The 26,048-nt window shown below is 64.1% G+C and carries 17 protein-coding genes and 6 pseudogenes; 4 read left to right on the top strand and 19 right to left on the bottom strand.

Annotated elements, in window-relative coordinates; translation table 11 throughout:
- The first annotated feature begins 9 nt into the window (after positions 1 to 9).
- Together ACVWW1_RS09115 and ACVWW1_RS09110 are read left to right on the top strand one after the other, a co-directional pair.
- Complete coding sequence (locus ACVWW1_RS09115) at positions 10 to 1,512, top strand: sugar ABC transporter ATP-binding protein (RefSeq protein ID WP_456655559.1); 1,503 nt, start codon at positions 10 to 12, stop codon at positions 1,510 to 1,512.
- A gap of 102 nt (positions 1,513 to 1,614) precedes the next feature.
- A pseudogene (locus ACVWW1_RS09110) lies at positions 1,615 to 2,651 on the top strand (ABC transporter permease).
- 746 nt (positions 2,652 to 3,397) lie between these two features.
- Here the strand turns inward: ACVWW1_RS09110 and ACVWW1_RS09105 are convergent.
- A complete protein-coding gene (locus tag ACVWW1_RS09105) occupies positions 3,398 to 4,588 on the bottom strand; it encodes an aspartate kinase (RefSeq protein WP_456655558.1) in 1,191 nt (396 codons plus the stop codon).
- A gap of 39 nt (positions 4,589 to 4,627) precedes the next feature.
- The gene (locus tag ACVWW1_RS09100; protein WP_456655557.1) at positions 4,628 to 5,926 is read right to left on the bottom strand and encodes a peptidase M15; all 1,299 of its coding nucleotides are present in this window, start codon (positions 5,924 to 5,926) and stop codon (positions 4,628 to 4,630) included.
- Positions 5,927 to 6,243: 317 nt separating this feature from the next.
- On the opposite strand from ACVWW1_RS09100, the gene ACVWW1_RS09095 reads away from it, so the two are divergent.
- Positions 6,244 to 6,582 (top strand): hypothetical protein, encoded by a 339-nt coding sequence (locus ACVWW1_RS09095; protein WP_456655556.1) that lies wholly within the window; start codon positions 6,244 to 6,246, stop codon positions 6,580 to 6,582.
- 168 nt (positions 6,583 to 6,750) lie between these two features.
- On the opposite strand, the gene mtnK is transcribed toward ACVWW1_RS09095, so the two are convergent.
- Entirely contained in the window at positions 6,751 to 8,055 is a 1,305-nt protein-coding gene (gene mtnK, locus ACVWW1_RS09090; RefSeq protein ID WP_456655555.1) for an S-methyl-5-thioribose kinase, read from the bottom strand.
- 223 nt (positions 8,056 to 8,278) lie between these two features.
- Here mtnK and ACVWW1_RS09085 point away from each other — a divergent pair, with 223 nt between their 5' ends.
- Positions 8,279 to 9,568 carry a hypothetical protein gene (locus tag ACVWW1_RS09085; protein WP_456655554.1) on the top strand — a complete coding sequence of 430 codons (1,290 nt, stop codon included), beginning with the start codon at positions 8,279 to 8,281 and terminating at the stop codon, positions 9,566 to 9,568.
- A gap of 25 nt (positions 9,569 to 9,593) precedes the next feature.
- Here ACVWW1_RS09085 and ACVWW1_RS09080 read toward each other — a convergent pair.
- The 16 genes and pseudogenes from ACVWW1_RS09080 to ACVWW1_RS09005 all read right to left on the bottom strand — a co-directional run bounded on the left by ACVWW1_RS09080 (position 9,594) and on the right by ACVWW1_RS09005 (position 26,046).
- Positions 9,594 to 9,870, bottom strand: a pseudogene (locus ACVWW1_RS09080) (DUF1467 family protein).
- A 6-nt stretch (positions 9,871 to 9,876) separates the two neighbouring features.
- Positions 9,877 to 10,281, bottom strand: coding sequence for a methylmalonyl-CoA epimerase (gene mce / locus ACVWW1_RS09075; protein WP_092114633.1), 405 nt, complete (start codon positions 10,279 to 10,281; stop codon positions 9,877 to 9,879).
- Between the two features lie 42 nt (positions 10,282 to 10,323).
- Positions 10,324 to 11,994: a ribonuclease J gene (locus ACVWW1_RS09070; protein WP_207829779.1), complete on the bottom strand. Its 1,671-nt coding sequence runs from the start codon at positions 11,992 to 11,994 to the stop codon at positions 10,324 to 10,326.
- Positions 11,994 to 12,800, bottom strand: a complete 807-nt coding sequence (locus tag ACVWW1_RS09065) for a biotin--[acetyl-CoA-carboxylase] ligase (RefSeq protein WP_176531019.1) — start codon at positions 12,798 to 12,800, stop codon at positions 11,994 to 11,996. The genes ACVWW1_RS09070 and ACVWW1_RS09065 overlap by 1 nt, the downstream gene beginning before the upstream one ends.
- A 144-nt stretch (positions 12,801 to 12,944) precedes the next feature.
- Positions 12,945 to 14,381, bottom strand: a complete 1,437-nt coding sequence (nuoN, locus tag ACVWW1_RS09060) for an NADH-quinone oxidoreductase subunit NuoN (protein WP_456655553.1) — start codon at positions 14,379 to 14,381, stop codon at positions 12,945 to 12,947.
- 11 nt (positions 14,382 to 14,392) lie between these two features.
- Positions 14,393 to 15,910, bottom strand: a complete 1,518-nt coding sequence (locus ACVWW1_RS09055; RefSeq protein ID WP_456655552.1) for an NADH-quinone oxidoreductase subunit M — start codon at positions 15,908 to 15,910, stop codon at positions 14,393 to 14,395.
- Positions 15,911 to 17,983: an NADH-quinone oxidoreductase subunit L gene (gene nuoL / locus ACVWW1_RS09050; protein WP_207829782.1), complete on the bottom strand. Its 2,073-nt coding sequence runs from the start codon at positions 17,981 to 17,983 to the stop codon at positions 15,911 to 15,913.
- Positions 17,984 to 17,990: 7 nt separating this feature from the next.
- Positions 17,991 to 18,299: an NADH-quinone oxidoreductase subunit NuoK gene (gene nuoK / locus ACVWW1_RS09045; protein WP_027537255.1), complete on the bottom strand. Its 309-nt coding sequence runs from the start codon at positions 18,297 to 18,299 to the stop codon at positions 17,991 to 17,993.
- Positions 18,296 to 18,953 (bottom strand): annotated as a pseudogene (locus ACVWW1_RS09040) (NADH-quinone oxidoreductase subunit J). The gene nuoK and the pseudogene ACVWW1_RS09040 overlap by 4 nt, the downstream one beginning before the upstream one ends.
- A gap of 9 nt (positions 18,954 to 18,962) precedes the next feature.
- Positions 18,963 to 19,457 carry an NADH-quinone oxidoreductase subunit NuoI gene (nuoI, locus tag ACVWW1_RS09035; RefSeq protein WP_456655551.1) on the bottom strand — a complete coding sequence of 165 codons (495 nt, stop codon included), beginning with the start codon at positions 19,455 to 19,457 and terminating at the stop codon, positions 18,963 to 18,965.
- A 7-nt stretch (positions 19,458 to 19,464) separates the two neighbouring features.
- The gene (gene nuoH, locus ACVWW1_RS09030) at positions 19,465 to 20,535 is read right to left on the bottom strand and encodes an NADH-quinone oxidoreductase subunit NuoH (RefSeq protein ID WP_298369394.1); all 1,071 of its coding nucleotides are present in this window, start codon (positions 20,533 to 20,535) and stop codon (positions 19,465 to 19,467) included.
- Between the two features lie 10 nt (positions 20,536 to 20,545).
- Positions 20,546 to 22,621 carry an NADH-quinone oxidoreductase subunit NuoG gene (nuoG, locus tag ACVWW1_RS09025; protein ID WP_456655550.1) on the bottom strand — a complete coding sequence of 692 codons (2,076 nt, stop codon included), beginning with the start codon at positions 22,619 to 22,621 and terminating at the stop codon, positions 20,546 to 20,548.
- A 9-nt stretch (positions 22,622 to 22,630) separates the two neighbouring features.
- Positions 22,631 to 23,957: pseudogene (nuoF, locus tag ACVWW1_RS09020) on the bottom strand (NADH-quinone oxidoreductase subunit NuoF).
- A gap of 19 nt (positions 23,958 to 23,976) precedes the next feature.
- Positions 23,977 to 24,201: a hypothetical protein gene (locus tag ACVWW1_RS09015; RefSeq protein WP_207829785.1), complete on the bottom strand. Its 225-nt coding sequence runs from the start codon at positions 24,199 to 24,201 to the stop codon at positions 23,977 to 23,979.
- Positions 24,201 to 24,813, bottom strand: a pseudogene (nuoE, locus tag ACVWW1_RS09010) (NADH-quinone oxidoreductase subunit NuoE). Before nuoE ends, ACVWW1_RS09015 begins: the two are co-directional and overlap by 1 nt.
- A gap of 41 nt (positions 24,814 to 24,854) precedes the next feature.
- Positions 24,855 to 26,046, bottom strand: a pseudogene (locus tag ACVWW1_RS09005) (NADH-quinone oxidoreductase subunit D).
- Positions 26,047 to 26,048 lie beyond the last annotated feature (2 nt).

Here is a 26,048-nt window from a genome sequence, read left to right as displayed (position 1 = left end):
GCGGTCTCCATGTCGCAGGGACGCTCCCCGATCCTCGAGTTGAACCAGATCACGAAGGCCTTCGGCGGTGTCGAAGCCCTTCGTGGGGTCGACTTCGCGCTGTACACCGGCGAGATTCATGGTCTCGTCGGCGAGAACGGCGCCGGAAAAAGCACGCTGATGAAGATCATCGCCGGCGTGCACCCGGAGTTCTCCGGCCGCTTCGTGCTCGACGGCAAGGAAACCCGCTTCCGCTCCACCCGCGACGCCCACGCCGCTGGTATCGGCATGGTGCATCAGGAGCTCAGCGTCGCGCCAGATCTCACCGTCGCCGAGAACGTCTTCCTCGGCAACCAGCCGACCAACCGCCTCGGCGTCGTGCAATGGCGGCGGATGGCGCGCGAGGCCGGCGAGCAGCTCTCGCGGTTTGGCATCGACGTCGATCCGATGACGCGGCTCGGCGACCTGCCGATCGGCCTGCAGCAGCTGATCGAGATCGCCCGCGTGCTGTTCTCCGGCGCGCGCATCATCATCCTCGACGAGCCGACCTCCGCCCTCTCCCCGCCCGAGGTCGAACGTCTGTTCACGACGCTGCACAGGCTCCGGGACGAAGGCACCAGCATCGTCTTCATCTCGCATTTCATCGAGGACATCCTGCGGGTCTCCGACGTCGTGACCGTGTTCCGCAACGGGCGGAAGATCGCCGAGACCGCATCCGCGGACACCACCAAGGGCGCGCTGATCGAAGCCATGATCGGCCGTGGCGGCGAGGCGCTGGAGCACAGCTACACCGACGACCTCATGCTCCCCCGATCGAGCGCCGGCCCGGTGGTGCTGAAGGTCGATCAGCTTTCGCTCCGCCGCAGCCTGCAGGAGGTCTCGTTCGAGGCCCGGGCCGGCGAAGTGCTCGGCATCTACGGCTTCATGGGCTGCGGCCAACTGGAGCTGTCGCGCATCCTGTTCGGCAAGCTCAGGCCGGACAGCGGAACGCTTGTCGTCGATGGCGCCGCGAAAACCTTCCGCAGCACCGCCGCGGCGCGGCGGGCCGGCGTCGCGCTGGTGCCGGAGAGCCGCCGCGCCATGCTGTTCCACCAGGAGCCGGTCTACAAGAACATCTCGATCAGCATCCTCGAGCGGATCGCGGCGCTGCTGCTCAAGCCGGTGCGCGAGCGCGCGATCGCCCAGCGCCAGGTCGAGCAGTTGCAGATCAGGCCGCCGGTGGTCGGCCTCGATCTCGGCATGCTCTCCGGCGGCAACCAGCAGAAGGTGGCGCTGGCGAAATGGCTGACCTACCCGCCGCGCCTTCTGGTGCTGTGCGAGCCGACCCGCGGCATGGATGTCGGCGCCAAGAACGACGTGATCAACATCGTGCGCGACCTCCGCGCCAAGGGCCTTGCGATCATCGTGCTGTCGACCGAGCCGGAGACGGTGCTGTCGCTGGCCGACCGGATCCTGGTGCTGAAGCGCGGCGCGGTGGTACGCGAATTCGCCGGCGAAGCGGTCAGCAAGGATCGGCTGCTGGAAGCCGCTTAGAGCATGATCCGGAAAAGTGCGAAGCGGTTTTCCGACAAGGTCATGCTCAAGAAAATAGACGGGGCGCGATGACCAACTCAGCGCGCCCAATGGAGAAGTGTTATGGCGAGCAGTGACAGCGCGACGAGCCCGGCCGATCACAAGCGGCCGCGCGGGCTGGCGCCGTTCCTGCGCTCGCAGATGCGCAACATCGCGCCGTTCTTGACGCTGATCTTTCTCAGCGGCTTCTTCGCGATCGCCACAGCCCGTCGTTTGCGACCATCGACAATCTCGGCAATATCCTGACGCAGGTGTCGGTCACCGGCATCATCGCTGTCGGCCTCACCTTCGTGATCCTGTGCGCCGAGATCGACCTGTCGATCGCCAGCATCGCCAACGTCACCGGCATTGCGGTGGCCTACTTCACGCTGCAGGAGTCCTACGTCAACATCGCCAATGTCCCGATGCCGGGCTTTGTCGCGATCCTGCTGGCGCTGGCGCTGTGCGCGGTGCTTGGCCTCGTCAACGCGCTGGGCCTGACCATGATCGGCATCCCCTCCTTCATCATGACGCTGGCCATGATGCAGATCGCGGCCGGCGTCTCGGCGCTGCTGGTGCGCGGCCAGATCGCCTACAAGGTGCCGCCGCTGATCACGACGCTCGGCTCGGGCTCGATCGGCCGCATCCCCTGGATCGTGATCGTCGCCGCCGTGATGCTGCTCGGCGGCCATCTGGTGCTGACCTACACGCGGTTCGGCCGCTACGTCTACATGGTCGGCGGCAACCGCGAGGCCGCGGAATTCGCCGGCCTCAACGTCAAGCTCATCCTCGGCAGCGTGATGGTGATCTCGGCGGTGTGCTCCGGAATCGGCGGCATGCTCGGGGTCGCGCATTTCGGCAGCGCGCAACAGAACGAGTTCGACACGTACCTGCTCGACTCCATCGCGGCGGTCGTGGTCGGCGGCACCAGCCTGTTCGGCGGCCGCGGCGGCATCGGCAACACCATCGTCGGCCTGTTCGTGCTCGGCGTGCTCAACAACGGCCTCGACCACGTCAACATCGACAGCTTCCTGAAGATATTGATCCGCGGTCTGATCCTGCTCGCAGCGCTGATCATCAACGTCTACGCGCAGCGGCTGCGGGAGCAGGCGGCGGAGTGATGATTGAGCCGAGCAAATAGCTCCCTCCTCTCGTCGTCCCGGCGAAGGCCGGGACCCATACCCGCAGGGTTGTGTTGTTGGAAACAAGCCGTGGCCCCAGCGTCACGCAACAATTCGCATTTGTGGTAATGGATCCCGGCCTTCGCCGGGACGACAGCGAATATGTGGCGCGCTGGTAAATCACACATCCGCGTTCTCGCGACATGATCTGCCCGAGCTTTGCTCTTCGTTCCGCCCTCTCCTCGAACAGAGGGCGCAGGGAAAGCCGGGTGCCGATCGCACCCGTGGGCCCCGAGCAATGGGTAGAAAAGCTCGGGGGTAGGACCACAGGTGTAACCGGAGCAATCCGGCTTTCCCTGCGCGATGGGTTACGGCTCATACGTGCTCTCCCCGGCGAGACTGGGCCTTTTTGTCACCGTCTTCGCAGCGCGCATCGCGCAATTCGAAAAGACACCGGCCGCTCGGGCGTCAGGACCACACGACTTCGCCGCTCACATCATGCGCACTCGTCAGTTGCGCAATCCGCGTCCACCGCATCTCACACCGCGTTCGTGACGACCGCGAAGCGCCCCTCGATCGGGTGAGACGCACAAACCATACGCCGAGTTGCGCTTCGGATAAAACGAAATATCTTTGCGCGAAGGGCTTGCGCCGTCGGGCAAATCAGTGGCATGGGCGCGGCGATCGCAAATCGCGCCGACACCGTGTGCACGATCATTCATCCGTTCCATCGCGAATTCGCAGTGCTAGATCAGCGAATGCAAAGCCCTGACCGCAGCCTCACGGCTTTCCACCGGAACAAAGAAACTTACCGAATGCGACGACAGGACATACTTGTCGGCGATGACCCCGTGATGTTGCAGAGTCTGAACCGCCTTGTATGGCAGGTTTGGAGAAATGCCGCCGAAGCAAGTGAGGCTCACCGAACTCAGAGTCTCGCGCTGCTTGCGGAGGTCTTTGCTCCCGTCCAGTGTGCGCAGCAACGCGTCGAGTGTCTCCGGATCGCAAGTCATCATGATGCGGGTTTTGTCGGTGAAAGCCGAGGCGAGGAGTTGCGGCCAAGGCAAGCCATTTTGCTGGAGATGCTGCGCGAACTTCTCAAAGCCTTGATTGAGGTTCGCCGAATCGATCTCCACGTGCTCAATGCGAGCCATTGAGTTGACGGCCAGGACTTTTCCGTTCTCCATATCCGCGACCTCCTTCATCACCTGCGTGCTGTGTCGAGCACCGCCCCACTTTCTCAAGACCAGAGGTACGTTTTGGCTGTGGGCCAGCTCCACGCTGCGGAAATGCAGGACTTTTGCGCCCCAGAAACACATTTCGGATAGGGATGCGAAATCCAGCTGGCGCAAGGGTTTTGCATCCGCGACGATGCGAGGATCAGCCGAGCACACTCCGTCGACTTCCTTGATAATCTCGCAGCACTCCGCCTTGAGCGCCGCAGCCATGGCGACCGCAGTGGTATCGCTGCCACCCCGGCCAAGCGTCGTGATTTCCTTGGTCAGCGGATCCACGCCCTGGAAGCCCGCCAAGACCACGATGCGTCCGCGATCGAGCTCTTCGCGCACCCGAATGGGCCGCACATCCAAGATGCGTGCGGATGAATGGGATCCGTCGGTCATCACACCGGCCTGACTGCCGGTAAAGCTGATCGCCGACACGCCGAGATCAGACAGCGCCATGCTCATCAAGGACATGCTGATGCGCTCGCCGGTGGTCAATAACATATCGAGTTCGCGGCGATTGGGATACGGGCTGATCTGATAGGCCATCCTGACGAGTTCGTCGGTGGTCTTGCCCATCGCTGAAACGATCGCCACGACACGATGGCCACGGCCATGCAAGTCGGCGACGCTGCTCGCGACTGCGCGGATTTTTGCCGGCGTTTCGAGACAGGCGCCGCCGTATTTTTGCACAATGATGGGATTGCTAGGCATTCTTGCCTGCGTCGTGTTGAAAGGCGCAGCCGAACCCGATCAGATCGTTCTCCCCTTCGACGCTTTTGCGGTTTTTGATCGTTTCGCCGCGACCTGCAGAGCGCCCCGGTTGCGCTTCTTGACATCCGCTTCGGCGTGTTGAGCTTTCGTCCCGCCGCGGTGAGCGGCGTATTCCTTGCCGTCTATCGGCGCGACATGCGGTGGATCTCGATCGAGATATGGTCGTCCGATTCCAAAATCCGATCCGCGCGCATCGATCCATTTCCAAAGGGCCTCAGTGGAAACCCAACGCTCCGCGCGCGTCGCGCCTTTGACGCTCACGATATCAGCGGCAAGCCCGTGGCCGTAGCCACCGCGGAAGCTCCCTCCATGGTATGACTTGTCGGACGCCGCCTTCAAGCCGCTCGCGATCGATTGACGGTAGTCATCGCGGAACGCACTGGTTATCCCGGGCGACAACCCGGCCTGCTCCGCCGCGTAGAGCGCATGAAAGAGCTTGAGCTTGAAGCCCCGATCCACCCCTCCAATCACGTAGTCGATCATCGGCATGCCCATTCTTTCCGCCGCCTTCGGATCTTTCCACGTGAAATCGTTATCGACGCGCCTGCTGAATGTCCTGGTGACGGTCACCGTCTTGCGCTTCCTTTTGACCGTTACTTTCCGCTGCTCTTGTATGCTGATGGTGTCTTCCTTGGGCGTCCGCTCGTAGAGCGCCCACAGGTACCGGTCGATGCAGACATTAACGACGAGGCACTCTTCGAAAATATCCAGGGGTCTCGCGGCCTCCTTGGTGTCGCTCGACACTGGAGGCGTCCTCGCTGTCGCCGTCTGCTCCGGCGATGTTTCAACCGACAGCATCTGCGACGAATCCGGCAACGCAGCCACGACGATTGATTTCGGTCCGCTCAAGGTCGCTATCGCATCAGGGGCCGGCGGCTCCGGCATCGATTCAACCGCCATCGCCGCATCGGCGTTGGCGACAGCGCTGCCCATGACGCCTGCCTGCGGCGCGGCCGTCGCGTCGGAGGCCGGCCACGTCACGGGTTCGGCAGCCATCGCCACGTCAGCGTTCACGTTGGCGACTGCAGTTGCCTGTCGCGCATCAGCCAGTTCGGCATTGGCGGCGAGAGATGGTGCTAGTCCCTCGATGGGCACTGCTCCGGTGTTCCCGATGCCGGCAGAGCCGGCAAGCCAGGCAAAGAGCCAACTTGCGAGAACGACCGTCCCGCACAACTCCGGCGTCACCGTCGCAATTCGCCGCGGGTTCATCATCCCGAAGCCTCCAAAGGCTCGATCCGAGCCCTGTTGCACAGCCAAGCACGCGACGGGGTCGATCATTTGGATCAAAATGGAAACGCGCAATGGGCGGAAGCCGTTGACCCTACGCTTTTCCAAAGGGTGTTGCTCGAGCGCAACGCCGATCGCCCGCAGCGTGCCGCTGCCTTCGGTGATTTTCGCCAGCGACAGAGCTCTGATGTTCGCTCCAGGTCAGGAGTCGAAGTTGTGCCCCTCATCGCTCGCGTCGACTCGCTCATGGTTAATTCCGTACTCAAGCGCCGTGGCAATGGCCTAAATATTCGCTAACCTCTGGGGGGCAGCGGAGGGCTACTCCTTTGTCAGCGTCGAGGGCACACCGTGAGAGGATCGGCTGGAAGATGGCGGTCGCGGCCGGGCTTGCTCTAAGTCAGGCCGCGGTAGCAGCACCGCCCGATAGCCCGAATGCCACGCTTGCCCCATGGTTTGAGAGCCTCAGGCAACCAGGCACCGGTGCGTCGTGCTGCTCGATTGCGGATTGTAGAACGGTAGAGTTCCGACAGGACCGAGACGGCTACGAGGTATTGATCGATGGTCGCTGGAAAATGTCGAAGCCATTCTGGCTGCGGGTCCCGCCGAACCGGATCATCGACAGAACCGACAATCCGACGAACCGCGCTGTGGTCTGTTTCACGCCTGAGGCCGGCATTCTCTGTTTCGTACGTCCGGCCGAAAGCTAGCTCATGCCGCGGCGGCTGGATCGTCGTTCCTGAGCTGTAGGCACTCGAGGGATGACAAGATACCAGCGACTACCGCGACCGTCAGGGACAGCACCTCATCGTCCGCAGACGGCCTGCCAAACAATCCTTGCCAATCCTTGCCGTACGCGACGATCGATGCTCACCAGATCACCTGGCGAAATCCGGCTGCCAGTGGCGCAGCTCGCGCGCGGCGTAGGTGACTGTGCCGATCGTCGTATAGGACGCTGCTTCCAGCATCATGTTGCGCGCGAGCTTGAGGCTGCGCGCCTCGCAGATCGCGCGCTGCTTCTCGTCCGCGATCCATTCGAAATCGATGTTGTGCGCAAGGCCAAGAATGCGCCGGATGGTCTTGGCCGCGGCAAAGCCGACCGTGTCCTGAAACAGCCGCGCCATGTAGCTCTGTCGTTCCGCCTCCAGCCGCGCGGCGCCGGCCTCGCCTGCGAACAGCGACAGCGGATAGCCGTCGCCCTTGGCCTCGTTGCGCCACAGCACGAGAAACTTGCGAGAGAACTCGGTCCAGACGCCTTCGATGGTTTCCAAGAGCCACGCCTCGAACGACGCGCGCTTGCCCGCCGTGCGCTCATGGCCGGCGGAGGCCAGATAGGCCATCAGGAGATTGCCGATCACGGCGCCGATGTCGAAGCCCATTGGGCCATAGAAGGCGAATTCGGGATCGATCACCTTGGTCTCGCTGTCGGTCACCATGATCGAACCGGTGTGCAGATCGCCGTGCAGCAGCGCCTCCGGGCTCGCCATGAACTTCAGCTTGAGCCTGGAGATCGCGACGTGCAGGTCGAGATCCTCGCGGAACGCCGCCGCCGTCGCGTCGAGATACGGTGCGGTCCAGCGGTTCTGCTCAGCGATGCGATAGGGATCGGTGAAGATCAAATCCTCGGTGATCTTGCAGAGCGCGTGGTTGCCGGCGAAATCGGCGATCCCCTGCTTCTTTTCCGCGGCCGACAGCGCCAGATCGGACGTGAAGAACAGCGTCTGCGCCAGGAAGGTCGAGATATCCTCGACAAAGCGCGGATAGCGCGTGGCGCCGATCAGCCCTTTGCGCATGATGATGTGCGGCTCGAGCAGCTCCATCGCGGTGAGCGCGAGCGGCGCGTCGTGGTGCAGCACCGCCGGCACGAGCCTCGGCGCCAGTCGCGCCTGATGCACCAGCGCCAGATGTTCATAATGTGCCCGCGACAGCGGCAGCGGCCAGCTCTCGCCGACCAGCCGCACATAAGGCAGTGCCTGCTTGACCGCGATGCCGCCGCTGTTGCCCATGACGATGAAGACGAGGTTGAGATTGCCGTCGCCGACCTCGCTGATCGACCAGTCGGTCGGCGCTCCACCGAGTTGGGTAACGATGGCGGGAAGGCTCGCGAGATAGTCGCGCAGATCGGCTTCGCGCAGGATTCGATAGGCGCTCTGCCCGGAGCCTGGCTGGGCCTGCAGGTTCATCGTGGTCGCCTCCCCAATACTTGAGCCCGAGCCATTGGCCGCTCGTTGTGCTATTCCGGGCAGGCTGCCGCAAGGGCTGACGGTCCGGTTCGACGCCCACAATCGCAGGCGACGGGACGCGCCGCAATGCTCCAGACGAAGTCCCTAAAGCCAGGGATCGATCAGACCCCATCCGGCCGGCGTTGTTTCAGAACGTACGATGTATTTCCGAGTCGAGGACGCAATGCTCGTCGCCGTATTCTCGGTATTCGCGGCCAGCCGCAAGGACCCGCTCGTCGATATGGTCGAGCAAGTCCACGCAGGCTTCCTTGCCGCCGGGTTTGGCGAGCCGACGGTACGTCTCAGGCTGTCCGATCCCCCGCTCACCGCCGAGATCGCCGCCGTGCAAGCGATCGCGGGGACGAAGCGCATTTCCAGTATCGCCAGGGTGGTCAAGCGCTGGCCGGAATTGGAGCGCTTCGTGCGGACGACCGGCTCGGTTGGCCCTGGCAAGGCGGAAGCGCGGGTGCTGTCGAACGTGACCGAAACTGGCGCCGTCGAGGCGATCGACTTCGCGATCCTCAAGGAGATCGCACAGGGCGTCCCGAAGTCATTTCCATGCCACGCCATCGACCTGCATTTCTCGGTGCCCGGCTTTTCCGACGGTCCGCAATTGCCCGCTCAGCCTGACCTTCAGACGCTCCGGGGCCTGATGCGCGCCGGCGTCGACATCGGCGCAGGGCACCCGACCTCGCCCGGCATCAGCGTGCACGACAAGTGGTGGGTGAATGGGCGGCAGCGGTCGCTCGCCGCGCTGCGCATTGTCGAAGCCGATCCGCAGGCGAAGAAATTGCCGGCTCCCCCGGCCGATCTCGCAACCTTGCTCTCAGCCTGCGGCAAGGTGCGAAAGACGATCCAGGTGCCGATGGTCGCGACACCCGCCGCCACGGCGGCTGCCGTGTCCCCCGGCGGCTTGACTCCGGACATGGACGACGCCATCCGCACGGTCGTGCGTGGGTATCGGGCGAAGATGACCGAGCTGCTCGATACACTTCCGCACGATCTGCCACATCAGGTCGAGAACGTGGCTGCGACACCCCCCGGCGGGAGCCCGAGCGCCGGCCCCAAGAAGCCTGATCTCGTTCGGGCCTTCACGCCACTCGGCTACGATTGCCGCGGCGAGAGCGGATCATTCAGGCTACAGCGGCGCACTCCGGGCAATCTCACTGTCAGGCTTCAGGTCGATGTTGGCAGCTGGAACAGTTCGGTCGCGGCCTTCATGCAGGTGATCGGCATGGTGAACGGGCATGGCTTCAAGGCCACGCTGCCGCTCCATGCCTCGCGCCGCGCGGTTCGTGGTGAAGTGAGAGGGGTCGAGTTGCCGAGCCAGTTTCCGATCGGCAGCACCGAGCGGTGGACGCAAATCGTCGACAATCTGGCAACGCTAGTTGCAGCGCTTGATCGCAGCTTCGTGCCCGAGGTCGAGGCAATTTCGGGCCCTTCACCCGAATGGTTTCGGCCGGAGCAAACCTAACCGTGCCGTTCACGAACTCGGCGCTCTAGAACGGCATCCCCATTAGCTTCGACAGCCGCTCAATCGAGAGATAGCCGGAATAATAGGCCCACATCGCAATCACGAAGATCACGGCCGAGATCAGCGTGGTCCACAGCAGCTTGCGGCCCATCCGCGCCAGGATCGGCGCGCCGGGATCGGTGCCGGGGCGCGCCGACGCCGTCCTCATGCTGGCTGCGAATGCCGAACGGCAGCGTCAGGAACAGCACGAGCCACCAAAGGACGAAGTAGATCGCAAGCCCGGTGGAGATCTGGTACACCATGTGGGCTCAGGCCTGTTCGATCTCGACCAAGGCGCCGGAAAAGTCCTTGGGGTGGAAGAACAGCACCGGCTTGCCGTGTGCGCCGATCTTCGGCTGGCCGTCGCCCAGCACCCGCGCGCCCTCGGCGATCATGCGGTCGCGGGCGGCGATGATGTCGGGCACGTCGTAGCAGACATGGTGGATACCGCCATCGGCGTTGCGCTCGACGAACTTCGCGATCGGCGAGGCCTCGCCGAGCGGCTCGATGAACTCGATCTTGGTGTTGGGGAGCGTCACGAACACGGTGATGACGCCATGCTCCGGCAGCGGCACCGCATCGGAAATCTCGGCATTGAAGGCCGTGCCGTAGATCTTGGCGGCCTGCCTGGCGTCCTTGACCGCGATGGCGACGTGATTGAGGCGGCCCAGCATATCTCTCTCCCTTTGTCGTTGCGCACGCCTTAAAGGCGTGTGTCAGACCGTCAGAACGTGCACGACGCAGATCGGCTTCTTGCCCCACTGCTCGTTCAGCGCGGCCCGCACCGCACGGCGCACCGATTCCCCGAGTGCGTCCGGATCGCGGCGCCGCGGCCGGGGCAGGCCCTCGATCGTCGATACCACGACATCGAACACGATGTCGTCGAACAATTCGCCCGCGGCATTTTTCTCCGGCATGCCGACGAGATCAACTTCGGGATCATCGACCATCTCGCCCTGCGCGGTCATGGCGACGGCGACGAAGGCGCAGCCGGCAAAACCCATCCGCCGCCGCTCGACCACGGCGCGCGACTTGGAATCCTCAAGGATGGTTCCGTCCTTGTAGAGCCGCCCCGACGGCACTTCGCCGACGATGCCGGGATCGCCGGGCCCGAGCTTGACGAGGTCGCCGTTGCGGCAGGTCAGCACCTTGGGGACGCCCGCGGCACGCGCCAGCTTGGCGTGCTCGGCGAGATGCAGCGCCTCGCCATGCACCGGGATCAGGAGCTGCGGTCGCACCCAGGAGATCATGTCGCGCAGCTCGTCGCGGCGCGGATGGCCGGAGACGTGCACCAGATGCTCGCGGTCGGTGATGATTTCGACGCCCTGGGTCACCAGCCCGTTGATGATGCCGCCGACCGCCTTCTCGTTGCCGGGAATGGTGCGGGAGGAGAAGATCACGGTGTCCCCCCGGTTCAGGGTCACCTGCGGATGGTCGTCATTAGCGATCCGCGCTAGCGCGGCTCGGGGTTCGCCCTGGCTGCCGGTGCACAGCGCCAGCACCTTGTCGGCCGGGAAATGGCCGTAATAGTCGGCGCTGCGGAACTTGTGCGAGCCGTCGAGATAGCCGCATTCGCGCGCGACCTGCACCACCCGCTCCATGGCGCGGCCGACCACGACGACCTCGCGATCGGCAGCGTTTGCGGCGTCCGCCACCGCCCTCACGCGGGCGACATTGGAGGCGAAAGTCGTGACCGCGACCCGGCCCTTGGCCGCCTTGACCAGCTTCTTGATGGTGGCGGCAACCTCGGTCTCCGAGGGCGAGCGCCCGTCACGCACCGCGTTGGTGGAATCGCCGACCAGCGCCAGCACGCCTTCGTCACCGAGCTCGCGCAACCGCCGCTCGTCGGTCGGCAGGCCGATGATCGGGGTCGGATCGATCTTCCAATCGCCGGTATGCAGCACGGTGCCGACATCGGTCTTGATCGCCAGCGCATGCGATTCCGGAATCGAATGCGCGACCGGGATGAACTCGACATTGAACGGGCCGATATCGACCCGCCCGCCCGACGGGATCACGGTGATCGGGATCTTCGGCGGATTGCGCTCGGCGGCGCATTTGGCCTCGAACAGCGCCGCGCTGAATTGCGTCGCGTAGATCTTGCAGCCGAGCTTCGGCCAGAGATCGATGATCGCGCCGAAATGGTCCTCATGAGCGTGCGTCAGCACGAGGCCCATCAGATTGTTGCGCTCCTTCTCCAGGAAGCGGACATCCGGCATGATCAGGTCGATGCCCGGAAGATGCTCCTCGTCGCCAAAGGAGACGCCGAGATCGACCGCGAGGAACGAGCGCTGGTGGCGGTTGCCGAGCCCATAGATCGACAAATTCATGCCTATCTCGCCGACGCCGCCGAGCGGTGCAAAGGTAAGCTCGTCAGGTCGCGCCATCAGTTCGCCCTCACTGTGGCTGCGGTGCCGAAATAGACCTCGCCGGCCGTTACGGGCAAGCGCTGCCCGGCCGCGGTGCGGACGATCAGGCAGCCGGTGTCGTCGATGGTGTCAAAGGTACCTTCAACGGTCGTCGTGCCGGTCTGGACCGCGACCCTGTCGCCGAGGCCGGCTGCGCGCTCCAGCCACAGCCTGCGGATCTCCGGAAAGCCGCGGCCATCGTCCCAGATGCCGCGAAACTCGACCCAAGCATCCGACAATGCCACAAACAGCTCTTCCGCACCGATCTGGATGCCGAGTGCAGCGAGCGATACCGCAGGCGTCGGCGTGCCCTCGGGCGCCGCAATGACGTTGGTGCCGATGCCGACGACGACTGCAAGCCGGTCGCCGACCGCCTCGGCCTCCAGCAGGATGCCCGAGAGCTTCTTGCCGTTGGCCAGCACGTCGTTCGGCCATTTCAGGGTGAATTTCGGGCTGTCCGGCCCGAGCCGCAGCGCCGCCTCGATGCTGACCTTCCGCAACGCGGCTTCGAGCGACAGCCCCGCGGCAAAGCCGAGCGTCGCGGCAACCGCCGGCTGAACGTCGGTCACCTCGAGAATGCTGCTGGCGAGATTGCCGCGCGGTGCGACCCAGACCCGCTGACGGCGTCCGCGGCCAGCGGTCTGCTCCGGCGTCACGAACCACATCGGCCCGCGTTCGCCATCGCGCGCGCGCAGCATCGCCTCGGCATTGGTCGAGCCGATCTGATCGAAGGCGGCGAGCTTATAGCCCGCCGCAATGGCCCGAGGTCCGAGCGTAAAGGTCATGTCAAGGTTATGCGCATGATCCGGTCCGAAAGCCAGCCTCCGTGTCCGGAATCATACGCGTCAGGGCCGCGTGATGCGGCCCTGAGTTGTTTTTTTGACGCGTTTTCTTCACGCGAACCGGTGTCCACTTCGCTCGAAAACACTTTAGAACAGCGACTTCGCCGCCGCCGTGGCCACGCTCACCAGCGGTCCCGGATAGGCGAAGAAGAAGATATTGAAGATGCCTGCGACCGCCAGCACGGTGCGCAGCTCGACGCGGACCGGGTCGAGCTTGCCGAGCGGCTGGTCGAAATACATCACCTTGACGATCGACAGATAATAGAACGCGCCCACCACGCTGGTCAGCACGCCGATCACCGCGAGCGTGAACAGATTGGCCTTGATCGCGGCGACGAACACGTACCATTTGCCGAAGAAGCCGGCGAGCGGCGGCACGCCGGCCAGCGAGAACAGCAGCATCGCGAAGACGAAGGCGATCAGCGGGTTGGTGCGGGACAGGCCGGCGAAATCACTGATCTGCTCCAGCGCGTGGCCGTTGCGCTTCATGGCAAGGATGATCGAGAAGGTGCCGAGCGTCATCGCGACATAGATCGCGATGTAGATCAAGACGCCCTGCGCGCCCTCGACCGTGCCGGAGGCGAGGCCGACCAGCGCAAAGCCCATATGGCCGATCGAGGAATAGGCCATCAGCCGCTTGATGTTGGACTGGCCGATCGCGGCGAACGAGCCCAGCGCCATCGAGGCGATCGCCACGAACACCAGGATCTGCTGCCACTGGGTAACGATGCCCGGGAACGCGGTCAGCGTCGCACGGGTGAACACGGCGAGCGCCGCGACCTTCGGGGCCGAGGCGAAGAACGCCGTCACCGGGGTCGGTGCGCCCTCATAGACGTCCGGCGTCCACATGTGGAACGGCACCGCCGAGACCTTGAAGCAGAGGCCGGCGAGCAGGAACACCAGGCCGAACACGATGCCGATGCTGCCCGTGGTCGCGGCCGCCGCGATGCCGGCGAAGCTGACGGTGCCGGTGAAGCCGTAGATCAGCGAGGCGCCGTAGAGCAGCATGCCCGACGACAGCGCGCCGAGCACGAAATACTTCAGGCCGGCCTCGCTCGACTTGGCATTGTCGCGCTGGCTGGCGGCGACGACGTAGAGCGCAAGGCTCATCAGCTCGAGGCCGAGATAGAGCGAAATCAGGTCGCCGGCCGAGATCAGCACCATCATGCCGAGCGTCGACAGCAGCACCAGGATCGAGAACTCGAAATTGCGGGTCGACGGCTGGGACAGGTACTCGGTCGACAGGATCAACGTTGCCGCCGAGGCGATCAAAGCGAGGATCTTCAGGAAGCGGGCGAAGTCGTCGACGATGAAGCTGCCGCCGAAGGTGACGAGCTTGCCGGCCGGCAGCCAGAGCTCCAGCACGCCGGTCAGCACCAGCAGACACACCGCGAGCGCGGTGATCAGCCGGGTCGTGCCCTGCCCGCGATAGGCTCCGATCATCAACAGCACCATGGCGCCGACCGCGAGCACCAGCTCCGGCAGCACCGGCTGCAACTGATAACCTGCACTGGAAAAGCTCATGGGCTAAGGCCTTACTGCGTAACCAGCGCGGCTGCCTTCACGGCAGTCACGGCGGTGTTGTAATTGTTGACGAGCTGCTGCACCGAGGCGGCCGACATGTCGAGCACCGGCTTCGGATAGACGCCGAACAGGATGGTCAGCGCGATCAGCGGGAACAGCGTCACGCATTCGCGGAAGGTCAGATCCTTGATCGACATCAGCGACGGCTTGACCAGCGCGCCGAACACCACCTTGCGGTAGAGCCAGAGCGCGTAGCAGGCCGACAGGATCACGCCCGTGGTGGCGAAGAACGCCGTCGGCAGCGATATCTTGAAGGTGCCGAGCAAGGTCATGAACTCGCCGACGAATCCGCTCGTGCCCGGCAGACCGACATTGGCCATGGTGAAGACCATGAAGGTCATCGCGTAGAGCGGCATCCGGTTGACGAGGCCGCCATAGGCCGCGATCTCGCGGGTGTGCATGCGGTCGTAGACGATGCCGACGCAGAGGAACAGCGCGCCGGAGACGATGCCGTGCGAGATCATCTGGAACATGCCGCCGGCGACACCCTGCGTGGTCACCGCGAAGATGCCCATGGTGACGAAGCCCATATGCGCGACCGAGGAGTACGCGATGAGCTTCTTCATGTCCTCCTGCATCATCGCCACCAGCGAGGTGTAGATGATGGCGATGACCGACAGCGTGAACACGAACGGCGCGAAGTCGTGCGAGGCCAGCGGAAACATCGGCAGCGAGAAGCGCAGGAAGCCGTAGCCGCCCATCTTCAGCAGGATCGCGGCCAGGATCACCGAGCCCGCCGTCGGCGCCTCGACGTGCGCATCAGGCAACCAGGTGTGCACCGGCCACATCGGCATCTTCACCGCGAACGAGGCGAAGAAGGCGAGCCACGCCCAGGTCTGCATCGAGCGCGGCACCGCGGTGTGCATCAGGGTCGGGATGTCGGTGGTGCCGGCGTTCCAGTACAGCGCCATGATGGCGAGCAGCATCAAGACCGAGCCGAGGAACGTATAGAGGAAGAACTTGAACGAGGCGTAGACCCGGCGCGGACCGCCCCAGACGCCGATGATCAGGAACATTGGGATCAGGCCGCCCTCGAAGAACAGATAGAACAGCACGAGGTCGAGCGCCGAGAAGGTGCCGACCATCAACGTTTCCAGGATCAGGAACGCCATCATGTATTCGCTGACGCGCTGCGTCACCGACTTCCAGCTCGCGATGATGCAGAGCGGCATGATCGCGGTGGTCAGGATGATCAGCGGCAGCGAGATGCCGTCGATGCCCATGTGATAGGTGATGCCGGTGGCGAGCCAGGACGTCTTCTCGACGAACTGGAAGTCGGTCTGCGCGGGATCGAAACGCGCCACCAGGATCATCAGCGACACCGCGAAGGTGATCAGCGTGGTCCACAGCGCGATCCAGCGCGCCGCGCGGCTCGCGGTCTCGTCGCCGCCCCGCGCCAAGAGGTAGACCAGGATCGCGCCGACCGCCGGCAGGAAGGTCGTGACGGAAAGGATGGGCCAGGTTGTCATTTACTGGCCTCCCAAGCCGAACATGAACCAGGTGATCAATCCGGCGGCCCCGATCAGCATCGCGAACGCGTAGTGATAGAGGTAGCCGGTCTGCAATTTCACGACGTTGCGGGTGACGTCGAGCACGCGGGCCGAGACGCCGTCCGGACCGAAGCCGTCGATGACGAAGCCGTCGCCCTTTTTCCACAGCGTGTAGCCGAGCCACTTCGCCGGGCGCACGAAGATCCAGTCGTACAGCTCGTCGAAGTACCATTTGTTGAGCAGGAACTGGTACAGCATCGGCTGCTGGTTCGCGAGCTCGACCGGCAGATACGGCCTGCGGATGTAAAACAGGTACGAGATGAACAGGCCGAGCGCCATCATGACGGTGGGCAGCGGCGCGAGCCAGCTCGGCATGTGCTCCATGTCCTCGAGGATATGCGGGTTCATCTTCACGGACTCGCGGAAAAACTCCTCGACGCCGTGCGGGCTGGCGAACACTTCCTTGAACGGAAGGCCCGCGAGGATCGAGCCGGCGGCGAGCACGCCGATCGGCACCAGCATCCACACCGGGCTCTCATGCGCGGCCTCATAGTGCTTCTGGTCGTGCGGCTCGCCGAAGAACGTCTTGAAGATCAGACGCCAGGAGTAGAACGAGGTCAGGCCGGCGGCCAAAATGGTCAAGAGATAGGCGTAAGTCGCGAACGGGTTGTGCGCCGCATAGGCCGCCTCGATGATCGCGTCCTTGGAGAAGTAGCCGGCAAACAGCGGGAATCCGGTCAGCGCCAGGGTGCCGATGCACATCACCGCGAACGTGTACGGGATCTTGCGCCACAGGCCGCCCATGTTGCGGATGTCCTGCTCATGGTGCATCGCGTAGATCACCGAGCCGGAACCGAGGAACAGCAGGGCCTTGAAGAAGGCGTGCGTGAACAAATGGAACATGCCGACCGAATAGGCCCCCGCTCCCATCGCCACGAACATGTAGCCGAGCTGCGAACAGGTCGAGTACGCGACGATGCGCTTGATGTCGTTCTGCACGAGGCCGATCGTGGCGGCGAAGAAGGCCGTAGTCGCGCCGAAGAACATCACCACCGCTTGCGCGGTCGGCGACAGCTCGAACAGCGGCGACAGCCGCGCCACCATGAAGACGCCGGCGGTGACCATGGTCGCGGCATGGATCAGCGCCGACACGGGGGTCGGGCCTTCCATCGCGTCCGGCAACCAGGTGTGTAGCAGGAACTGGGCCGACTTGCCCATCGCGCCCATGAACAGGAACAGACAGGTCAGCGTCAGCGCGTCAGGGTGCCAGCCGAAGAAGTCGATGGTCTTGCCGGTCAGCCCGGGCGCGGCATGGAAGATGGTCTCGAAGTCGGTCGAGCCGACCAGCGCGAAGATCGCGAAGATGCCGAGCGCGAAGCCGAAGTCGCCGACGCGGTTGACCACGAACGCCTTGATCGCCGCCGCATTGGCCGACGGCTTCTGGTACCAGAACCCGATCAGCAGGTAGCTCGCGAGACCGACGCCCTCCCAGCCGAAGAACAGCTGCACGAGGTTGTCCGAGGTCACCAGCATCAGCATCGCGAAGGTGAACAGCGAGAGATAGCCGAAGAAGCGCGGCCGGTTCGGGTCCTCGTCCATGTAGCCGATGGAATAGAGGTGGACCAGCGCGGACACGGTGTTGACCACGACCAGCATCACCGCCGTCAGGGTATCGACCCGCAGCGTCCAGGCCACCTGCAGGTCGCCCGAGGTGATCCAGGGCAGCAGCACGACGCGCGCGTCATGATGCATGAAGCCGACATCGACCAGCGTGAACCAGGACAGTGCCGCCGAGACGAACAGCAAGCCCGTGGTGATCAGCTCGGCCAGCCGCGATCCGGCCGCCGGCGGCTCGGCGACATGGTGGTCGTCGTGGCCGTGATCGTCACCAACGTGATCATTATGGGCCGCCGACGCATGGGCCTCGCCATGCGCATCGTCGTGATGGTCGACGGTGTCGCCGCTCGGGCAGCGCGCATGCGCGCCGACCAGCGAGATGATCCCCGCGAGAATGGCTCCCAGCAGAGGCAGAAATACGATTGCCTGTATCATCGCCGGATTAGCCCTTCATCAGATTGACGTCTTCAACCGCGATCGAACCGCGGTTGCGGAAATACACCACCAGCACGGCAAGGCCGATCGCGGCCTCGGCGGCGGCCACCGTCAGCACCAGCAGCGCGAACACCTGGCCGACGATATCGCCGAGGAACGTCGAGAACGCCACCAAGTTGATGTTCACCGAGAGCAGGATCAGCTCGATCGACATCAGGATGACGATGATGTTCTTGCGGTTCAGGAAGATGCCGAGGATCCCGAGCGTGAACAGGATCGCGCCGACCGCCAGATAGTGCCCCAGCCCGATCGTCATTTCACCCACTCCGCCGCGTCCGCATCCTGCAGGCCCTGCCCCGACGCCACCTTGCGCATCGCCATCGCCATGTCGGGCGTGCGCGCGTTCTGCACGTTGATGTTCTGCCGCTTGACGTTGGCCTTGTGGCGCAGCGTCAGCACGATGGCACCGATCATCGCGACCAGGAGCACCATGCCGGCGAGCTGGAAGTAATGGATGTACTTCGTGTAGAGCACGAGGCCGAGCGCCTCGGTGTTGCTGATATTGGTCGGGATCGCCGCCGTGATCGTCTTGGTCACGGACGGGTTGATCACCCAGGCGCCGACCACCAGCAGCAGCTCGAACAGGAAGATGCCGCCGATCACGATGCCGATCGGCAGGTACTGCATGAAGCCCTCGCGCAATTCGACGAAGTCGACGTCGAGCATCATGATCACGAACAGGAACAGCACCGCGACCGCGCCGACATAGACCAGGGGTGTTATTGGTTTAGGCGATCAGCATCATCCCGAGGAACTCGGCGCCCATCAGGATGAACAGGCCCGAGGCGTTGACGAACGCCAGGATCAGGTACAGCACGGAGTGCACGGGATTGCGCGAGACAATCACCATGACCGCCGAGGCCACGCAAGCCGCGGCAAACAGGTAGAAGAACAGCGCCGGAAGGATCATGCCCTCACCTCACCGGTACGCCGCGTCGAGCGCGATCGACTTCGCAATCTCGCGCTCCCAGCGGTCGCCATTGGCGAGCAGCTTCGCCTTGTCATAGTAGAGTTCCTCGCGGGTCTCGGTCGCGAATTCGAAATTCGGTCCCTCGACGATGGCGTCCACCGGGCATGCCTCCTGGCACAGGCCGCAATAGATGCACTTCACCATGTCGATGTCGTAGCGCACCGTGCGGCGAGTGCCGTCGTTGCGGCGTGGGCCGGCCTCGATCGTGATCGCCTGCGCCGGGCAGATCGCCTCGCACAGCTTGCAGGCGATACAGCGCTCCTCGCCGTTCGGATAACGGCGCAGCGCGTGCTCGCCGCGGAAGCGCGGCGAGATCGGCCCCTTCTCGAAGGGATAATTCAGCGTCGGCTTCGGCTTGAAGAAATAGCGCATGGCGAGAACGAACGCCGAGACGAATTCAGAGAGCAGAAGCGAGCGGGCTGTTGCGTTGACGTTGACACTCATGACGACCTCACTTCGGCGCGATGCCGGCGAACTGCAGCACACCGGCCACGATCACCACCATCGCCAGCGACAGCGGCAGGAACACCTTCCAGCCGAGCCGCATCAGTTGATCGTAGCGGTAGCGCGGCACGATCGCCTTCGCCATCGCGAACATGAAGAACATGAAGAACACCTTGAGGGCGAACCAGACGATGCCCGGAATCCAGGTGAACGGCGGCAGGTTGACCGGCGGCAGCCAGCCGCCCAGGAACAGGATCGACGCCAGCGCGCACATCGTGGTGATCGCGACATACTCGCCGAGCATGAACAGGAGATACGGGGTCGAGCCGTATTCGGTCATGAAGCCCGCGACCAGTTCGGATTCAGCTTCGACGAGATCGAATGGCGGACGGTTGGTTTCCGCCAGCGCCGAAACGTAGAACACCACGAACATCGGGAACAGCGGCCACACATACCAGTTCAGGATGGTGAGCTGCGGCAGGCCGATCAGGTGCGCCAGACCGCGGGTGTTCTGGGCCTCGACCACGGCCGACAGGTTCAGCGAGCCGACGCAGAGCAAGACGGTGATGATGACGAAGCCGATCGAGACTTCATAGGACACCATCTGCGCCGCCGAGCGCAGCGCGGCCAGGAACGGGTATTTCGAGTTCGACGACCAGCCGGCCATGATGATGCCGTAGATCGACAAGGACGAGATCGCGAAGATGTAGAGAATGCCGACATTGATGTCGGAAATCACCCAGCCGAGGTTGAACGGGATCACGGCCCAGGCGGCCAGCGCCAGGATGCACGAAACCAGCGGCGCCAGCAGGAACACGCCCTTGTTGGAGCCGGACGGAATCACCGGCTCCTTCAGCACGAACTTCAAGAGGTCGGCGAAGGATTGCAGCAATCCGAACGGGCCGACCACGTTGGGGCCGCGGCGGATCTGCACCGCCGCCCAGATCTTGCGGTCGGCGAGCAGGATGTAGGCGATCGCGATCAGCAGCACGACGAGCAGCAACAGGCTTTCCGCGACCATGATGATCAGCGGCCAGAGGAAGCCGGTCCAGAACGCGCTTGCGAAGAATTCAGCCATCAGGTCACGCTCACTCCGCTGCCGTCAGCATTCGGCCCGACGCCAGCCGCGAGCATTCCGCCATCACGGCAGAGGCCCGCGCGATCGGGTTGGTCAGATAGAAATCCTCGACGGTCGGCTTGAATGCCGCCTTGTCGACGCTGCCGCCCTTGCCGGCCAGCGCCTTGACGTCGTCGGCCTTGCCGGCCTCGATCTGGTCGAGCCGCATCAGATGCGGAGTGGTCTTGAACATCGCCTGGCGCAGCGCCTGCAGCGAGTCGAACGGCAGCTTCTTGCCGAGCACGTCGGACAGCGCGCGGATGATCGCCCAGTCCTCGCGGGCTTCTCCCGGCGGGAACGCGGCGCGGTTGGCGATCTGCGCCCGGCCCTCTGTGTTGACGTAGATTCCCGACTTTTCGGTATAGGCGGCGCCCGGCAGGATGACGTCGGCGCGGTGCGCGCCCTGGTCGCCATGGGTGCCGATATAGACGACGAAGGTGCCATCCGGGACCTTGATCTCGTCGGCGCCGAGCAGGAACAGCACGTCGAGGGTCCCGAAGGTCGTCATCTGCGCCGTGGTCAGGCCACCGGCCGAAGGCGAGAAGCCGATATCGAGCGCCCCGGCGCGCGAGGCGGTGTCCTGCAGCACGGCAAAGCCGTTCCAGCCGTCCTTCAGCGCACCGACATCGACGGCGAGCTTGGCCGCCTGCGCCAGCACCGCCCCGCCGTCATGCCTGGCGTAGGCGCCGGCGCCGACCAGGATGATCGGGGTCTTGGCGTTCTTCAGCACGTCGGCAAAGGAGTGCTTGCCGGCCACGAGATCGGCGAGCGTGTCGGTGCCCGCACCGAGATAGTCATGGTCGTAGGTGAAATCGGCCTTGGCGCCGATCATGCCGACCTTCAGCCCGCCGGTGCGCCAGCGCTTGCGGATCCGCGCGTTCAGTACCGCGGCTTCCTTGCGCGGATGCGAGCCGATGATCAGGATCGCGTCGGCCTGGTCGATGCCGGCAATCGTCGGGTTGAAGATATAGGAGCCGCGGCCGGCCTTGGCGTCAAAAGCGTCGCCGCCCTGCACTGCCCGATTGACCGAGCCGAACTTCGCGAGCAGCTCCTTCAGCGCATACATTTCATCGACCGCGGCGAGATCGCCCGCGATCGCGCCGATCCGCTTGCCGTCGGTCCGGCCGGCCTTGGCGGCGATCGCGGCAAATGCTTCCTGCCAGGTCGCTGGCTTGAGCTGGCCGTTCTCGCGCACATACGGACGGTCGAGGCGCTGCGTGCGCAGGCCGTCGACGACGTGGCGGGTCTTGTCGGAGATCCACTCCTCGTTCACCGCCTCGTTGATGCGCGGCAGGATGCGCATCACCTCGCGGCCGCGGGTGTCGACGCGGATAGCCGATCCGACGCCGTCCATGACGTCGACCGACTGCGTCTTGCCGAGCTCCCAGGGGCGCGCCGCGAAAGCATAGGGCTTCGAGGTCAGCGCACCGACCGGACAGATATCGACGAGATTGCCCTGTAGCTCCGAGCTCAGCGCCTGCTCGAGATAGGTGGTGATCTCCATGTCCTCGCCGCGCCCGGTCGCGCCCATTTCCGGCGCGCCGCAGACTTCGGCGGAGAAGCGGACGCAGCGCGTGCACTGGATGCAGCGGTTCATCGAGGTCTTGACCAGCGCGCCGAGATACTTGTCCTCGACCGCGCGCTTGTTCTCGGCGAAACGGCTGGTGTCGACGCCGTAGCCCATCGCCTGGTCCTGAAGATCGCACTCGCCGCCCTGGTCGCAGATCGGGCAGTCCAGCGGATGGTTGATCAGCAGGAATTCCATCACGCCTTCGCGCGCCTTCTTGACCATCGGCGAACGGGTCGAGATTTCCGGCGGCTCACCCTTCGGTCCCGGACGGCAGTCGCGCACGGCCCAGGCGCAGCTCGCGACCGGCTTTGGGCCGCCCTTCACCTCGACCAGGCACATCCGGCAATTGCCGGCGATCGACAACCGCTCGTGATAGCAGAAGCGCGGAATCTCGGCGCCCGCCGCCTCACACGCCTGCAACAGCGTGTACTCCGGCGGCACATCGATCTCTTTGCCATCGACGATGATCTTGCTCATGTCTCTTCTCTACTCCGCCGCGACCATGTGGACGGGATCACGAACGCCCTGATCGTCGAGATCGGCCTTGTGCGAATACTGATCGATGCGCTCTTCAATCTCGTGACGGAAGTGCGCAATCAGGCCCTGGATCGGCCACGCCGCGGCGTCGCCGAGCGCACAGATGGTGTGGCCCTCGACCTGCTTGGTGACTTCGAGCAGCATGTCGATCTCGCGCTTGTGGGCGCGGCCGTCGGCCATGCGGGTCAGGACGCGCCACATCCAGCCGGTGCCCTCGCGGCACGGTGTGCACTGGCCGCAGCTCTCATGCTTGTAGAAATACGAGATGCGCGCGATCGCCCGGATCAGGTCGGTCGACTTGTCCATCACGATCACGGCCGCGGTGCCGAGGCCCGAGCGCAGCTTGCTCAAACTGTCGAAATCCATCGGCGTGTCGATGATCTGCTCGGCCGGCACCATGCGCACCGACGAGCCGCCCGGGATGACGGCCTTCAGATTGTCCCAGCCGCCGCGAATGCCGCCGCAATGCTTCTCGATCAGCTCGCGGAACGGAATCCCCATCGCCTCTTCGACGTTGCAGGGGCGCTCGACATGGCCGGAGATGCAGAACAGCTTGGTGCCGACATTGTTCGGCCGGCCGATGGCGGCGAACCAAGGCGGCGCCGCGGCGCAGGATGTCGGGCGCGACCGCAACCGACTCGACGTTGTTGACGGTGGTCGGGCAACCATAGAGGCCGACATTGGCCGGGAACGGCGGCTTCAGCCGCGGCTGGCCCTTCTTGCCCTCGAGGCTCTCGAGCAGCGCAGTCTCCTCGCCGCAGATATAGGCGCCGGCGCCGTGCGCGACATAGATGTCGAACGGCCAGCCATTGATGTTGTCCTTGCCGACCAGCTTGGCCTCATAGGCCTGGTCGATCGCCGCCTGCAGCCGCTCGCGCTCGCGGATGAACTCGCCGCGGATATAGACGTAGCAGGCATGCGCGCCCATAGCGAAGCTTGCGAGCAGGCAGCCTTCGACCAAAAGATGCGGATCGTGCCGCATGATCTCGCGGTCCTTGCAGGTTCCGGGCTCCGACTCGTCCGCATTGACGACGAGATAGCTCGGACGGCCGTCCTTGGACTCCTTCGGCATGAACGACCACTTCATGCCGGTCGGAAAGCCCGCACCGCCGCGGCCGCGCAGGCCCGAGGCCTTCATCTCGTTGATGATCCAGTCGCGGCCCTTGTCGATGATCCCCTTGGTGCCATCCCAGGCGCCTCTGCGGCGCGCGCCCTCGAGGCCCCAATCATGGAGGCCGTAGAGGTTCTTGAAGATGCGGTCCTTGTCGTCGAGCATGCTCAAAACTTTCCGAACATCACCGATTGGCTTGGGAGTAAGCGAGCCCGGCGGCACAGCCGCCGAACACGATGGCCCACAACAGGCTGGATTCCAGCGTCGCGCTAAGGCCGTAACGTTGCAGCAGGAACATGAAGCCGGCCGCGACAGTGGTATGCAGGGCGATCGTGCGCCAGGCCTTCATCGCAGCGCCCCTCCCCACCTTGTATTCCTGCCCGTTTGCCTGCACCTGAAAGCCCCCCATCAGGTGGTTTCCTTCAGCGTCGTCGGCCCGCCTGCGGGCGCCGAGAACTGACGGTCGACCTGCGGACCCGGCTTCGGCGGATTGCCGGCGGCAAAGCCGTCTAGCACCTTGCCGAAGCTTTCCTTGGTCAGGTCCTCATAGGTGTCCTTCCAGATCAGCACCATCGGCGCGTTCACGCAGGCCCCTAGGCACTCGACCTCTTCCCAGGAAAAGTTGCCGTCCTTCGACAGCTGGAAGGGATCGTGATGGATGCGATGCTGGCACACCTCGATCAAGTCGGCGGCGCCGCGCAGCCGGCATGGCGTGGTGCCGCAGACCTGGACATGCGCCTTCTTGCCGACCGGCGAGAGCTGGAACATGGTGTAGAAGGTCGCGATCTCCAGCATGCGGATATGCGGCATCTCGAGCAGGTCGGCGACGGCGCGGATCGCCGCTTCCGAGACCCAGCCGTCATGCTGTTCCTGCACGCGCCACAGGATCGCGATCGCAGCCGAGGCCTGACGGCCCGGCGGATATTTCTCGATCTGCTTCTTGGCCCAAGCGAGATTCTCGTCCGTGAACGTGAAGCTCGCGGGGCTGCAATTCCTTCGGGGCAAGGCGGCGGACGGACATCGATCAAACTCTCATTGCGGGCGGTGCGGATGCGGACATCATCACCGGTCGACCTCGCCGAACACGATGTCCAGCGAGCCAAGGATGGCGGAAACGTCGGCCAGCAGATGGCCCTTGCAGATGTGATCCATCGCCTGCAGATGGGCGAAGCCCGGCGCGCGGATCTTGCACTTGTAGGGCTTGTTGGTGCCGTCGGCGACGAGATAGACGCCGAACTCGCCCTTCGGCGCCTCGACCGCGGCGTAGACCTCGCCGGCCGGCACGTGCACGCCTTCGGTGTAGAGCTTGAAATGATGGATCAGCGCTTCCATCGAGCGCTTCATGTCACCACGGCGCGGCGGCGCGATCTTGTTGTCCTCGACCACGACCGGGCCCTGGCCGTCCGCAGCCTTCAGCTTCTGGATGCACTGCTTCATGATGCGTACCGACTGGCGCATCTCTTCCATGCGGATCAGGTAGCGGTCCGTAGCAGTCGCCGTTCTTGCCGATCGGAATGTCGAATTCCATCTCGGCGTAGCACTCATAGGGCTGCGACTTGCGCAGGTCCCAGGCCGCGCCCGAGCCGCGCACCATCACGCCGGAGAAACCCCACTCCCAGGCTTCCTTCAGCGGCACCACGCCGATGTCGACGTTGCGCTGCTTGAAGATGCGGTTGCCGGTCAACAGCGTGTCGAGGTCGTCGACGACCTTGAGGAACGGATCGCACCACGCCTCGATATCGTCGATCAGCTTCGGTGGTAGATCCTGGTGCACGCCGCCGACCCGGAAGAACGCCGCGTGCATGCGCGAGCCCGAGGCACGCTCGTAGAACACCATCAGCTTTTCGCGCTCTTCGAAGCCCCACAGCGGCGGGGTGAGCGCGCCGACGTCCATCGCCTGCGTGGTGACGTTGAGCAGATGCGACAGGATGCGGCCGATCTCGCAATAGAGCACGCGGATCAGCTGGCCGCGGCGCGGCACCGTGATGCCGAGCAGCTTTTCGGCCGCGAGGCAGAACGCATGCTCCTGGTTCATCGGCGCGACATAGTCGAGCCGGTCGAAATACGGAATCGCCTGCAGATAGGTCTTGTGCTCGATCAGCTTTTCGGTGCCGCGGTGAAGCAGGCCGATATGCGGATCGACGCGTTCAACGACCTCGCCGTCAAGCTCCAGCACGAGACGCAAAACACCGTGGGCGGCCGGATGCTGCGGCCCAAAGTTGATGGTGAAATTACGAAGATTCTGTTCGTTCATGA

The organism is Bradyrhizobium sp. JR3.5 (genome assembly GCF_054057015.1).
This window is presented reverse-complemented; position numbering and strand designations above follow the sequence as displayed.